The 13092-nt window shown below is 70.3% G+C and carries 13 protein-coding genes; 6 read left to right on the forward strand and 7 right to left on the reverse strand.

The features are described from left to right. The first annotated feature begins 75 nt into the window (after nucleotides 1-75). Nucleotides 76-957 (forward strand): helix-turn-helix transcriptional regulator, encoded by an 882-nt coding sequence (locus ACV530_RS13860; RefSeq protein WP_494332706.1) that lies wholly within the window; start codon nucleotides 76-78, stop codon nucleotides 955-957. A 12-nt stretch (nucleotides 958-969) separates the two neighbouring features. On the opposite strand, the gene ACV530_RS13865 is transcribed toward ACV530_RS13860, so the two are convergent. The 3 genes from ACV530_RS13865 to ACV530_RS13875 all read right to left on the reverse strand — a co-directional run bounded on the left by ACV530_RS13865 (nucleotide 970) and on the right by ACV530_RS13875 (nucleotide 4657). Beyond that, nucleotides 970-2502, reverse strand: a complete 1533-nt coding sequence (locus tag ACV530_RS13865) for a polyamine aminopropyltransferase (RefSeq protein WP_494332707.1) — start codon at nucleotides 2500-2502, stop codon at nucleotides 970-972. A gap of 49 nt (nucleotides 2503-2551) precedes the next feature. Continuing rightward, nucleotides 2552-3151: a DUF2617 family protein gene (locus tag ACV530_RS13870; protein WP_494332708.1), complete on the reverse strand. Its 600-nt coding sequence runs from the start codon at nucleotides 3149-3151 to the stop codon at nucleotides 2552-2554. Between the two features lie 336 nt (nucleotides 3152-3487). Continuing rightward, entirely contained in the window at nucleotides 3488-4657 is a 1170-nt protein-coding gene (locus ACV530_RS13875) for an aminotransferase class I/II-fold pyridoxal phosphate-dependent enzyme (protein ID WP_494332709.1), read from the reverse strand. Between the two features lie 203 nt (nucleotides 4658-4860). Here ACV530_RS13875 and ACV530_RS13880 point away from each other — a divergent pair, with 203 nt between their 5' ends. Next, the gene (locus tag ACV530_RS13880; RefSeq protein ID WP_494332710.1) at nucleotides 4861-6069 is read left to right on the forward strand and encodes a hypothetical protein; all 1209 of its coding nucleotides are present in this window, start codon (nucleotides 4861-4863) and stop codon (nucleotides 6067-6069) included. Between the two features lie 221 nt (nucleotides 6070-6290). On the opposite strand, the gene ACV530_RS13885 is transcribed toward ACV530_RS13880, so the two are convergent. Together ACV530_RS13885 and clpB are read right to left on the reverse strand one after the other, a co-directional pair. Further along, a complete protein-coding gene (locus ACV530_RS13885) occupies nucleotides 6291-6806 on the reverse strand; it encodes a YbjN domain-containing protein (protein WP_494332711.1) in 516 nt (171 codons plus the stop codon). A 130-nt stretch (nucleotides 6807-6936) separates the two neighbouring features. Then, nucleotides 6937-9564, reverse strand: a complete 2628-nt coding sequence (gene clpB, locus ACV530_RS13890; protein WP_494332712.1) for an ATP-dependent chaperone ClpB — start codon at nucleotides 9562-9564, stop codon at nucleotides 6937-6939. Nucleotides 9565-9754: 190 nt separating this feature from the next. Between clpB and ACV530_RS13895 the strand changes: the two genes are divergently transcribed. Genes ACV530_RS13895 through ACV530_RS13905 form a run of 3 tightly spaced genes read left to right on the forward strand, consistent with a single transcriptional unit; the run spans nucleotide 9755 to nucleotide 11294 of the window. Next, entirely contained in the window at nucleotides 9755-10351 is a 597-nt protein-coding gene (locus tag ACV530_RS13895) for a Uma2 family endonuclease (RefSeq protein ID WP_494332713.1), read from the forward strand. A 24-nt stretch (nucleotides 10352-10375) separates the two neighbouring features. Beyond that, nucleotides 10376-10795 (forward strand): pyridoxamine 5'-phosphate oxidase family protein, encoded by a 420-nt coding sequence (locus ACV530_RS13900; RefSeq protein WP_494332714.1) that lies wholly within the window; start codon nucleotides 10376-10378, stop codon nucleotides 10793-10795. A 40-nt stretch (nucleotides 10796-10835) separates the two neighbouring features. Next, nucleotides 10836-11294: a hypothetical protein gene (locus ACV530_RS13905; RefSeq protein ID WP_494332715.1), complete on the forward strand. Its 459-nt coding sequence runs from the start codon at nucleotides 10836-10838 to the stop codon at nucleotides 11292-11294. Between the two features lie 59 nt (nucleotides 11295-11353). On the opposite strand, the gene ACV530_RS13910 is transcribed toward ACV530_RS13905, so the two are convergent. Beyond that, the gene (locus ACV530_RS13910; RefSeq protein WP_494332716.1) at nucleotides 11354-11674 is read right to left on the reverse strand and encodes a DMT family transporter; all 321 of its coding nucleotides are present in this window, start codon (nucleotides 11672-11674) and stop codon (nucleotides 11354-11356) included. 33 nt (nucleotides 11675-11707) lie between these two features. Then, entirely contained in the window at nucleotides 11708-12079 is a 372-nt protein-coding gene (locus ACV530_RS13915; protein ID WP_494332717.1) for a DMT family transporter, read from the reverse strand. A gap of 174 nt (nucleotides 12080-12253) precedes the next feature. On the opposite strand from ACV530_RS13915, the gene ACV530_RS13920 reads away from it, so the two are divergent. Further along, nucleotides 12254-12964, forward strand: a complete 711-nt coding sequence (locus ACV530_RS13920) for a Clp protease N-terminal domain-containing protein (protein WP_494332718.1) — start codon at nucleotides 12254-12256, stop codon at nucleotides 12962-12964. Nucleotides 12965-13092 lie beyond the last annotated feature (128 nt).

The raw sequence follows: 13092 nt of genomic DNA on the forward strand, positions 1-13092 counted from the left end.
GTAGAACCACTGTGGTTCGTGATGACCACGCTAGGCAGGGACAACGGGCACGACCAGGTAGCCTGAGGTCTTCTCATGGTGAAAAAGCGACACCGACGACACACGGACATCGTCGAGCTGACCTACCAGCCCCCGCCCGGGACCCCGGCGGGGCTCGAGGTGATGACGCTCGCGACCCTGCGCGAGCGGGCGCCCGAGGGGCTGCTGCCCAGCCCCCAGCGGCTGGACTTCCACCAGATCGTCGCCGTCGACTCCGGGGCCACCGCGCACACCGTGGACTTCACCGGCTACTGGCTCACCGAGGGCTCGGTGCTGTGGGTGCGCCCCGGCCAGGTCCAGCAGTTCGGGGACCCGGCGGCGATCGAGGGCACCGTCGTCCTCGTCCAGCCGGGCTTCCTGCCGCCCGGCACGGCCGTCGCGGAGGTGGCGGACGACCCCTTCCGCCCGGTGCTCCGCCAGCCCGTCGGCGCGGACCGCGAAGCCGTCTTCTGCGCCGTACGGCACCTCGCCGCGGACTTCCGCACCGGTGCGGGGCTGCCCGTCGACGTCCACGCCGACGTCCTGCGGCACCTGTTCTCCGTGCTGGTGCTGCGCCTCGCGCACCTCACCACCCCCGTGGGCAGCAGCGTCCCGTCACCGGGCGACGCGTTCGTACGCTTCCGCGCGGCCGTCGAGCGCGACTTCGCCTCCACCCACCGCGTCACCGACTACGCCCGGGCGCTCGGCTACGCGCCGCGCACCCTCTCGCGCGCGACGCTGGCCGCCGCCGGGGTGGGCGCCAAGGAGTTCGTCGACCGGCGCGTGATGCTGGAGGCCAAGCGGCTGCTCGCGCACAGCGACCTGCCGGCCGCCCGCATCAGCGAACGGCTCGGCTTCGACGACGCCGCGAACTTCTCCAAGTTCTTCCACCACCGCGCAGGCCTCTCCCCGGGCGCTTTCCGCACGTCACTGGGCTGAGGACCTGGGCCCTCAGTAGCGCGGGTGCATCAGTGTGGACGGCAACAGCCCCGGCACCCGCTCCCGTTCGGCGGCGCGCGCGCCCTCCTCGAGCGCCCCCTGGGTGAGGGTGTCCAACTCGGGCCGTTCCCCGGGCAGTCGGAGGTCCACCGGTTCACGGGAGGCCACCAGCATCCCCCAGTCCCCCTGGCGGCCCGGCACCCGGTAGGGCGCGGTGCGCAGGCCCACGGAGCGTACGGTCGCGTCCGCCGTCCAGAAGGCGTGCGCCTGCGTGCCGAGTGCGCCCGCGTGCACCGCCAGCCGCCCGTCCGCCGCCAACTGCCGCGCCACCAGCCCGTAGAACTCCTGCGAGTAGAGCTTGGACCCCGCCGTGCCCAGCGGGTCGGGCAGGTCGCAGACCACCACGTCGTACGGGTCCGCGTCCGCGGGGCGCCCGCGCAGCCACTCGAAGATCCCGGCACCGTCCACCGACACCCGGTGGTCGCGGAAGGCATCGTGGTTGAGCGCGGCGAGCCCCGGGTCGAAGCGGGCCAGCCGCACCACGGCGGCGTCGGGCTCGACGACGGTCACCGAGGCCACGTCGTCGTACCGCAGCACCTCGCGCAGCGCGAGCCCGTCGCCCCCGCCCAGCACCAGGACCCGCCGGTGCGGGCCGGCCATCGCGGGGTGGACGAGCGCCTCGGGGTAGCGGGAGTCGTCGCCCCCGCCGGCCCGCAGCCGCCCGTCCAGGAAGAGCGAGAGCGGCTTGCCGCTCGCCCCGCCGCCGGTGACCACGACCTCCTGGAGATCCGTCTGCACGGCGATGCGCACGTCCGCCCCGTACACCGCGTGCCGCGCGGCCCGCTCGAACGGGCCGGTGAGCACGGAACAGACGGCCAGCAGCACCAGCACCAGGCCGTTGGCCGTGACCAGGACCCAGCGCGCCCGTGCGCTCAGGTCGCGGTGGAAGAGCCAGAGCACCAGGGCCCCGCCCGCGACGGCGTTGACCGCGCCGGTCACCAGCGCGCCCGTCAACTGCCCCAGCACCGGCAGCAGCAGGAAGGGGAAGGCGAGCCCGCCGACCAGCGCCCCCACGTAGTCGGCGGCGAAGAGGTCGGCGACCGCGCCGCCCGCGTCCTGCCGGCGGATGCGCTGGATGAGGGTCATCAACAGGGGCACCTCGGCCCCGATCAGCACCCCGATGGCGAGCGAGAAGGCCACGAGGGCGAGCCGCGCCTGGCCGTACCAGGCGAAGCACGCGTACAGCGCCATGGCCGACAGCCCGCCGAGCAACGCGAGCACCGCCTCGACCAGCGCGAACCCGACCGCCGCTCTGCCGCGAAGGTGTTTGGCGAGCAACGAGCCGACGCCCATGGCGAAGACCATCACCGACAGCACGACGGACGCCTGGGTGACGGAGTCGCCGATGAGGTACGAGGCCAGGGCGACCAGTTCCAGCTCGTAGACCAGCCCGCAGGCGGCGCAGACGAAGACGGTGGTCAGCACCAGGAGGCGGCCGAGGCCTGCCGGTACGGGCAGTCGCGCTGGTACCGGACGGTAGATCATGCGGGAACGCTACGTCACGATCCGGCAACTTCCTGTCACCCACAAGAGTTCAATGCGCGCGCCCCCCGGGCCAGTTGACCCTTCCGGCGCCCGACAGGCCCGACGCGCCTGGCGCGCCCGACGCGACCGGCGGGGCGCAGCCGACGCGCACGTCCACCCGGGTGCGGGTGACGACCAGCCGGCCCTCCTGCGGGTAGGCGTGCCAGGTGCGCCATCTGACCTCGCCGTCGCAGCGCTGGGCGAGCAGTGCGGTGAAGGCGTGCGGGCTGCCGGGAAACGTTCCGGCCAGGCCCTGCGGGTGCTCGGCCACCAGGGCCAGGAGCTCCTGTGCGCGCCCCGCGAACGAGCACTGCGACAGGGTCTCGACGCGCGCCGCGAACTCGTACTCCCACGATCCGACGCGCTTGGCGACCCCCAGCGGCAGCGGGGTGCTGCTGCCGGGTATGCACGCGACCGTCTCGGAGCACACTCCGCCGTCCTCCTCCTGGAGCAGCACCTGGTGGGAGGCGCCGAGCAGCCGCAACTGTACGGCGGCCCCGGCGAATTGGAGGTCGAGCACGGCCAGCGCCGGCAGGGGCTCCCTGCCGAGACACCACGCGAGATCCGCCGCACGGGTGTCGGTATAGCTGGTTTTCAGGGTCGTGAGCATGGGGTGGGCTCCGCGAGCGAGCAGTGGAGAAGGGTGGCCGGCCCGCCTCTGGGAGGACCAGGTCTTCGAGTGCGCCGGCTGATGTCCAACGGGGGAGGACTCCGGTTCCGCTTGAGAGGCTTTCAAGGAATCCATGGAGTTTCCCCTGAATGTGCCCCCGAATGTGAGGGGTGGATAAATCTAGCGGGCGCGCACAGCATTTTTACCCATCATCGGCGATTTTCCATCCACCTGCGGGACGCACAGTTCAAACGTTCAACAAAATTGCGCCCGGCGGAAGTTGGACTCCGCCGGGCGCATATGCGGCTGGACCAGGGCCAGTTGCAAATCCCCTGCTCAAACAGCCTTTACCAACTTCTCCACGGCCTCGAGAACGGACTCCTCACGCTTGCAGAACGAGAAGCGCACCAGATGAGAAGGAGCGCCGGGTCGCACGTAGAAGGCGGATGTCGGAATCGCCACCACCCCGGCGCGCAAAGGGAGTTCACGGCAGAATCGCACGCCGTCCGCGTGCCCCCATGCGCGGATGTCCGCCTGCAGGAAATACCCGGCATCCGCGCGGTACGGGCGCAACCCGGCGCGCGTCAGTCCCTCGCTCAGGACATCGCGGTTGCGCCCCAGCGTCCGCCGCAGCCCCGCCGCCCACTCCTCCACGCCCCCCAGCGTCCGCGCCAGCGGCTTCTGGAACGGGGCACCCGAGGTGTACGTCAGGAACTGCTTCGCCCCCATGACCGCCGCCACCAACGGGGCCGGCCCGCACACCCAGCCGACCTTCCAGCCGGTGACGCTGAAGGTCTTGCCCGCCGACGAGATGGTCAGCGTCCGCTCCCGCATGCCCGGCAGCGCGGCGATCGTCCGGTGCTCGAGGCCGTCGTAGACGAGGTGCTCGTACACCTCGTCCGTCACCACCGTCAGATCGTGCTCCAGCACCACCTCCGCCACGGCGGCCAGTTCGGCGGCGGTGAACACCTTGCCCGTCGGATTGTGCGGTGTGTTCAGCATCAGCACACGCGTCCGCGACGTGACCGCGGCCCGCAGCGCGTCGACATCGAGAACGAAGCGGTCGTCCTCCTCCGCGAGCGGCACACCCACCAGCTTCGCCCCCGCAAACCGCGCCCCCGCCGGATAGGCGTCGTAGCACGGGTCGAAGGCCAGCACCTCGTCCCCCGGATCGCACATGCCCAGCAGCGCCGCGGCCAGCGCCTCGGTGGCCCCGGTGGTCACCGCCACCTCGTCCTGCACCCGGTATTCCAGCCCGTACCGCCGCAGCTGATGGGCCGCCACCGCCTCGCGCAGCTCCGGCGTGCCCTGCGCGGGCGGGTACTGGTTGACCCCCGCGAGCACCGCCTCGGCGACCTCCTCCAGCAGGGCGCGCGGACTGTCCAGTTCGGGCACCCCCTGCCCCAGGTTCACCGCACCCGTGCGCTTCGCCAGCTCGGTCATCTCCGTGAACACCGACGTGCCCACACCCGCGACCCGCGCCGCAGGCCTGAAGTCCGTACGCATCCGGCCCTCCCCATGTGTCCGTATTCTGATCGCCCTTCACCCTAGGCCGGTGCCGCCAGCCGGGTGGAAGCCGCGACCCGTACGGGCGTGACGCACCGCGCGCGCGAGGCGCGGGCAGCATGGTCGGTATGCCCGCCCGTCCCCCACGCCGCACCGGCGTCCCCGCGGGCCCGGCCAGCGACACCCGTACCGGAGGTGCCCCCGTGTCAGCCGATACCGCCATCCCCGTACGCACTCCGGAACCACGCCGCGCCCCCCAGGGCGGCCACCTCCGCCGCAGGGACCGCGTCCGCGAGGCACTGCGCCGGGCCGCACCGGCACTCGCGCTCTACGCCACGGCCCGGGTGACAGGACTGGCAGTGATGGCCTCCTGGGCCTGGGCCATCGGCCGCCATCCGCGCACGCTGCTCGGCCACTCCTGGGACGGCATCTGGTACGCGGGCATCGCCCGCAACGGCTACGGCCTGATCGTCCCGTCCCCCACCTCCCATGGCGTGATCTTCAACGACCTGGCGTTCTTCCCGCTCTTCCCCGGCCTCGTCCACGCCATGACGACCGTCCTCCCCCTCACCGTCGTCACCTCCGGCCTGCTCGTCTCCTGGACCGCGGCCACAGCCGCGGCCTGGGGCGTCTACGCGGTCGGCGAGCACCTGCACGGCCGCCGGATCGCCACCCTGCTCGTCCTCCTGTGGGGCCTGCTCCCCCACGCCATCGTGCAGACCATGGGCTACACCGAGTCGCTCATGACCGCCCTCGCCGCCTGGGCCCTCTACGCGCTCCTCACCCGACGCCCGCTGTGGGCCGGCGCGCTCGCCCTGGCCGCCGGGCTCTCCCGGCCCAACGCCGTCGCCGTCGCCGTCGCCGTCTGCTGCACCACCGCGCTCACCCTGTGGCGGGAACCGCACGCCCGCCGGGACTGGCGGATGTGGACCGGCGCCGCCCTCGCCCCGCTCGGCTGGGCCGGCTATGTGATCTGGGCCGGGTACCGCTCCGGCGGCGGGCCGCTCGGCTACTTCGAGGTCCAGCGACGCTGGGGCTCGCGCTTCGACTTCGGGGCCGACGCCCTGCGCTTCGTCCGCCACCTGCTCGTCGGCCGCGACTGCCTCGCCTACTACGGCTCCCTGGCCGTCCTGGCCGCCGCCCTCGTGGTGCTCGTCCTGTTCGTCCTGGACCGCCCGCCCACGGCCCTGCTCTGCTACGTGCTCGTCCTGTGCGTCATCGCCGTCGGCGGCTCCAGCTACTTCGCCTCCAAGCCGCGCTTCCTGCTCCCGGCCTTCCCGCTGCTGATCCCCCTGGCCCTGGGCATGGCGAGAGCCCGGCCGCGCACCACCGTCGTGACGGTCGGCGCGCTGGCCGGGCTCTCGTTCGTCTACGGGACGTACCTGCTGACGATCGCCCGCATCCCCATTTGAACCCTCCCCCAGCTGAAGCAGGGGGATTCCTGACTCAGGAAGCCCCACAGGTCAGCGACCTGAAAGGTCTTACTCCCTCAACACCAGCCGGGACGGAACCTGCCCGGTTCGGTACAGCAAAGCCAGGTACTGCCGCGTTGGCTTGGTTCTCGCTCAACACACCGTGCGCGCATGGCCCTTGCAACGCACGACGGCCACCTTACCCGACCGTGCGGGGCCGACTACTCCTCGTCGTCGCCCTCGATCTCGGACTCGAGACCCAGCTGCTCCACGAGCCACTTGTCGAACTCGATCGAGGCCCGCACCCAGCTGACCGTGCTGGACACGAAGTGCTCCAGCGCAACGCCGACGCCGATCAGCATCTGCGCCTCGCCGATCAGACGGACGGTGCCGTCGTCATTCGTGTGCGTGTAGACCTTCGGCCACAGGGTCCGCCGGTTCCAGTCGTCGATCGCCTCGAGGAGCTTGCTCTTCTCCTCGATGGCGTGCGGCCGGTCGTAGAACGTACGCACCGAGAAGACCTGCTGCTCGTCCTCTCCGCGGAACATGAAGTACGTACGGAACTGCTCCCACGGCGCCGCGAGGTCGCCCTCGTCGTCGACGAGGTATTTCAGCTCCATCTGCTCCAGCAGCTGCTTGACCAGATCCTGGTCGGGGATGACAGGGCCGGTCGGGCCCTCGGGCTGCGGCTCGGGCTGGCCCCCGAAATTCGGAATCGAGGACGGGTCGATGCTCACCGTGGATTTCCCTTCGTGCGGATACGGCCATCCTCCCCCACACCAGCCCCTGCCCCGCAACCCCTCGCACACGCGTCGCCCACGTGCCTTTTTCGGTTTTTACTCGGCCGTCACCGATTTATGCACCGATTTATGAGGCCGTCACCGACAGCCCCTCGCCCCAGCCCGGGACCCGGTCGACCTTCACCGTGTCGCCGTCCCGTACGTCACCGGCCAGGATCGCCCGCGCCAGTTGGTCGCCGATCGCCGTCTGCACCAGGCGCCGCAGCGGACGGGCCCCGTACGTGAGATCCGGCGCCTCCGCCTCGCCGTCGTGCCCCAGCGAGGCCAGCCACCGCAGCGCGGGCTCGCTCACGTCCAGCGTCAGCCGGCGCTCGGCGAGACGCCGCTGCAACTGGCCGACCTGGATCTGCGCGATCCGCTCCAGCTGGTTCACGCCCAGCGGGTGGAACACCACGATGTCGTCGAGCCGGTTCAGGAACTCGGGACGGAAGGACGCCCGCACCGTCTCCAGTACCCGCTCCTTCTTCTGCTCCTCCTTGAGCAGCGGATCGACGAGGAAGGTCGAGCCGAGGTTGGAGGTCAGGATCAGGATCACGTTGCGGAAGTCGACCGTCCGCCCCTGCCCGTCGGTCAGCCGCCCGTCGTCCAGCACCTGCAACAGGATGTCGAAGACCTCGTGGTGCGCCTTCTCCACCTCGTCCAGCAGCACGACGGTGTACGGACGGCGGCGCACCGCCTCCGTCAGCTGGCCGCCCTCCTCGTAGCCGACGTAGCCGGGAGGCGCGCCGACCAGCCGGGCCACCGAGTGCTTCTCGCTGTACTCGCTCATGTCGATGCGGACCATGGCCCGCTCGTCGTCGAAGAGGAAGTCGGCGAGCGCCTTGGCCAGCTCCGTCTTGCCGACGCCCGTGGGCCCGAGGAAGAGGAACGACCCGGTGGGACGGTCCGGGTCCGCGACCCCCGCCCGCGACCGGCGCACGGCGTCGGACACCGCTCGTACGGCCTCCTCCTGCCCGATCAGCCGCCGGCCGAGCTCCTCCTCCATGCGCAGCAGCTTCTGTGTCTCGCCCTCGAGCAGCCGGCCGGCCGGGATGCCCGTCCAGGCGGCCACGACCTCGGCGATGTCGTCGGGCCCGACCTCCTCCTTGACCATCAGGTCCTTGGCCGCCGCCTCCTGCTCCGCCTCGGCCTCGGCCTTCGCGGCCTCCTCCAGCTCGCGTTCCACGGCCGGGATCTCGCCGTACAGCAGCTTGGACGCGGTGTCGAAGTCGCCGTCGCGCTGCGCTCGTTCGGCCTGGACGCGCAGTTCGTCCAGCCGCTCCTTCAGCTCACCGACCCGGTTGAGGGACTGCTTCTCCTTCTCCCAGCGCGCCGTGAGCCCGCGCAGCTCCTCCTCCTTGTCCGCGAGGTCGCGCCGCAGCTTGGCCAGCCGCTCCTTGCTCGCCTCGTCGGCCTCGTTCTTGAGCGCCAGCTCCTCCATCTTCAACCGGTCGACGGAGCGCTGCAGTTCGTCGATCTCGACCGGCGAGGAGTCGATCTCCATCCGCAACCGCGAAGCGGCTTCGTCGACCAGATCGATGGCCTTGTCCGGCAGGAACCGCGAGGTGATGTACCGGTCCGAGAGCGACGCCGCGGCGACCAGCGCCGAGTCGGCGATCTGCACCTTGTGGTGGGCCTCGTACCGCCCCTTGAGCCCGCGCAGGATCGCGATCGAGTCCTCGACGGACGGCTCGGCCACCAGCACCTGCTGGAAGCGCCGCTCGAGCGCCGGGTCCTTCTCGATCCGCTCGCGGTACTCGTCGAGCGTCGTCGCGCCCACCATGCGCAGCTCGCCGCGCGCGAGCATGGGCTTGAGCATGTTGCCCGCGTCCATGGCCGAGTCGCCGCCCGCGCCCGCGCCGACCACGGTGTGCAGCTCGTCGATGAACGTGATGATCTGTCCCTCGCTGGACTTGATCTCCGCGAGGACGGTCTTCAGCCGCTCCTCGAACTCGCCGCGGTACTTGGCGCCGGCGACCATCGCGCCGAGGTCGAGCGAGACCAGCCGCTTGTTCTTGAGCGACTCGGGGACGTCGCCCTTGACTATCCGCTGCGCGAGCCCTTCCACGACCGCGGTCTTGCCGACACCGGGCTCACCGATGAGCACGGGGTTGTTCTTGGTCCGCCGGGACAGCACCTGCACGACGCGCCGGATCTCATGATCCCGCCCGATGACGGGGTCGAGCTTGCCCTCCCGCGCGGCGGCGGTGAAGTCCGTGCCGAACTTCTCGAGCGCCTTGTACGTGCCCTCCGGGTCCGCGGACGTGACCCGCTGCCCGCCGCGCGCCTTCTCGAAGGCGTCGAGCAGCTTCTTCGCCGTGGCCCCCTGCGCAGCCAGCAGCTCGCCGACCCTGCCCCCCTTCTCGGCCATGCCGATGAGCAGGTGCTCGGTGGAGACGTACTCGTCCCCCAGGTCCCGCGCACGGGCCGCCGCGTCCGCGATCACCGCCAGCAGCTCCCGGCTCGCCTGCGGGGGCGCCACGGTCGAGCCCTGCACACTCGGCAGCGCCGCGAGCTGCCGCTCGGCCCCGCCGCGCAGCACGGCCGCGTCCGCGTCGACGGCGGCCAGCAGATCGGTGAGGTTCTCGTTGTCCTGCCCCGCCAGCAGCGCCAGCAGCAGATGCGCGGGCGTGATGTCGGAGTGCCCCGACGACACGGCCCGCTCCTGGGCGGCGCTGAGCGCCTCACGGCTCTTGTTGGTCAGCTCGGCATCCACGGCCTGCGGTCCCTCCTTGCTCGTGCGCAGTGTTGCCTGGGGCAACGTGCAGTAAGTTGAGTCTATTCCACTCAACCTTGGTTTGGGGACCCCGGAGGGCTGGTCCCACTTGCGAGTGAACCGGTCTGAAGAGCGCACCGCCACTTGGGGCAGCCAGCGATGCTGGCGCTCGACCACAAGGAGGTGCAGCATGACCGCCATGGCATGCGAGCAGCCGGGCACGCAGGAAGCGCGCGCGCAAGAAGAGACCCTCCTGGAGTACTTCCTGGCCCTGGACCCGCCCGAGGGGACCAAGGTCGAGTTCATCGAGGGGGAAATCGTTATGTCACCTGCGCCGGTGGGCAGGCACGAGCGCGCCTTCGGCCGCTTGGTCACGCAGGTGGCCCGCCACTCGGACACCACCATGGACTTGTCAGGCAACAGAGGACTGAAACTTCCACGTGGCGGCCTCTGCCCGAAGAACTACGCCATCCCCGATGCAACATTCGCGCCTCATGACCTGGACCTCTTCGGCGACGACTCCTCCTGGATGGACCCGGACGGCATCGCCCTGGTCGCTGAAATCACCAGCAGTCAGGCCGATCGCGACCGCATCATCAAGCGGCGTTGCTACGCCCTGGCAGGCATCCCCCTCTACCTCCTCGTGGACCGCGAAGAGAGCACAATCACCCTCTTCAGCGGGCCGGAGGACGCCGACTACACCGAGATTCACTCCGTCCCCTTCGGCAAGCCGCTCCCTCTCCCAGCCCCCTTCGACTTCGACCTCGACACCGCCGCATTCCTCTGACACCAGCCAACTACCCTGGCGGTCATGGCCCATGACCTCTCCGCCCTCTCCCCCGCCTACGTCGCCTTCTGGCGCGAGCACCACTACGCCACGCTGACCACCCTCCGCCGCGACGGCACCCCGCATGTCGTGCCCGTGGGTGTGACGTTCGACCCGGAGGCGGGGATAGCCCGCGTGCTCGCCCGTCGCCAGAGCACGAAGGTCCGCAACATCCTGGCCGCCGGGGACGCCCCGCGAGTCGCCCTCTGCCAGGTCGCCGCAGGCCGCTGGGCCACGCTCGAGGGCACGGCTGTCGTCCGTACCGACCCGGACGCCATCGCCGCCGCGTGCAAGTACTACGCGGAGCGGTACGGCCGTACGCCCTCGCCCAACCCCGACCGCACGCTCATCGAGATCACGGTCACGCGGGCGATGGGCCGGGTGCCCGAGCCCGACGCGGGCTGAGCCGAAGGGGATTGTCAGACCCTCCCCCTAGCCTCGGAACATGACCACCGAGGACATGACGATGACCCGGATCCAGGACGCGGCAACCCTGCACCGCGAGGGGGACCCGGAGGCCGCCCGGCAGCGCCTCGCCGCCATCTGGGAGGAGATCGGGCCGGACGGGGACCCTTTCCACCGCTGCGTCCTCGCCCACTACATGGCCGACACACAGGACGATCCGCACGAGGAACTCGCCTGGGACATACGCGCATTGGAGGCGGCCGACTCCGTGACGGACGACCGGGTCAAGGAGCACCACTCCTCGCTCGCGATCCGCGGCTTCTATCCGTCCCTGCACCTCAACCTCGGGGAGAGCCACCGCAAGGTCGGAGACCTGGCAAGGGCGGAGGAACACCTCATACAGGCGCGCCGGTTCACCGACGCCCTGGGCAACGACGCCTACGGGGACGGCGTCCGCGCCGCCATCGACCGGCTGGCGGCGCGCCTGGACCAAGCCTGACGCACCGCGGCCCACGACCTCCGCGGTCGTGGGCCTGCGCGTACACACCGGTCGGGCACTCACGCCCCCGAAGCAATCTTGAGCGTGACCGCTCCGGCGATGATGGCGGCGAAGGAGAGCAGCTTGGGGGGCGTGATCTTCTCCTTGTAGATGACGGCGCCGAGGATGACGGTGCCGATGGACCCGATGCCCGTCCAGATGGTGTAACCCACCCCGACGTCAAGGGTCTTGAGCGCCTGGCTGAGGGTGAAGATGCCGCCTGCGGCGGCGACCAGCGTGAAGACGGACGGCCAGAGCTTGGTGAAGCCCTTGGTCGCGTTGGTGCCGAGCGCGAAGGCGATCTCGAAGACGATGGCGATCGCGAGGTAGGCCCAGGCCATGACGGTTCTCCTGTCGGGTGGTGGAGGGGGTGATCAGGCGGCGGTGGCGGTGGCGGGCTCGACGGCGGTCGCCGGCTCGGAGGCGGCGAACTTGTCGGCCAGCTTCAGTCCGAGGACACCGCCGATGATGAGGACGAAGGCCACGGCCTTCCCCACGGTCATGGCCTCGCCGAAGATGACCGACCCGAGGACGACCGTGCCGACCGACCCGATCCCGGTCCACACCGTGTAACCAACGCCCACGTCCAGGGACTTGAGGGCGAGGCTCAGGAAGAAGATCCCCCCGCCGGCCGCCGCTGCCGTCAGCAGCGAGGGCCACAGCACCGTGAAGCCATGGGTGGCGTTGGTGGCGAGGGCGAAGACGACCTCGAAGACGGAGGCGATGAGCAGGTAGATCCAGGCCATGGGAGGGACTCCTCATCCTTCGATTGCATGTATGTGCATGTTCTTTCCGGTGAGAAGAAGCATGCATGTACAAGTAAGGGTGTGTCAACACCGCACACGAGCCGCAGAGTTGAACTCGAATCCACTGTCAACTCGGGGTTGACACCCCCTCAACTGTCAACTTACGGTTGACACATGACGACGAACCTCATCCGGCTCGACGATCTGATCGAGGCCATCAAGAAGGTCCACACCGACGCACTCGAGCAACTCACCGACGCGGTCCTCGCCGCGGAGCACCTCGACGAGCTGGCCGACCACCTCATCGGCCACTTCGTGGACCAGGCACGGCGCTCCGGCGCCTCCTGGACGGACATCGGCAAGAGCATGGGCGTCACCCGGCAGGCAGCACAGAAGCGCTTCGTCCCCTCCGACCCCGACCCCAGTCAGGGCTTCAGCCGTTACACCCCGCGCGCGCGGAACGTCGTAGTGGCCGCCCAGGAGGAAGCGCGCGCCGCACAGAACAAGGAAATCGGGCCCGAGCACCTGATGTTGGGCCTCCTGCGCGAGCCGGAAGGCCTCGCCGGCGTGGCGATCCGCGCGCAGAACGTCCTGCTGGACAGCGTCCGGCAGGCCGCGACCGCCGCACTGCCGCAGGCGTCCGAGGACCTGCCCGCGCTGATCCCGTTCGACTCCGGGGCGAAGAAGGTCCTGGAGCTCACGTTCCGCGAGGCCCTCCGGCTGGGCCACAACTACATAGGGACCGAGCACATCCTGCTCTCCCTGCTGGAGTTCGAGGACGGCAAGGGCATCCTCGCCGGCCTCGGCATCGACAAGGCGACGACCGAGGCCGAGATCACCCGGATCCTCGACAGCGTCCAGATCACCATCCCGGAGCAGAAGTAATCGGTGCCTGTCCGACGAGTCCGTCACCCGACTCGTCGGACAGGCACTCGCACGCGCCCCGGGTGGCGCCAGTGCGCCCCTGCATGGGCATATCAACGGCGGCCGGACGGGCCGACCATGGCCGGTAT

Source organism: Streptomyces sp. SX-6 (assembly GCF_059089585.1).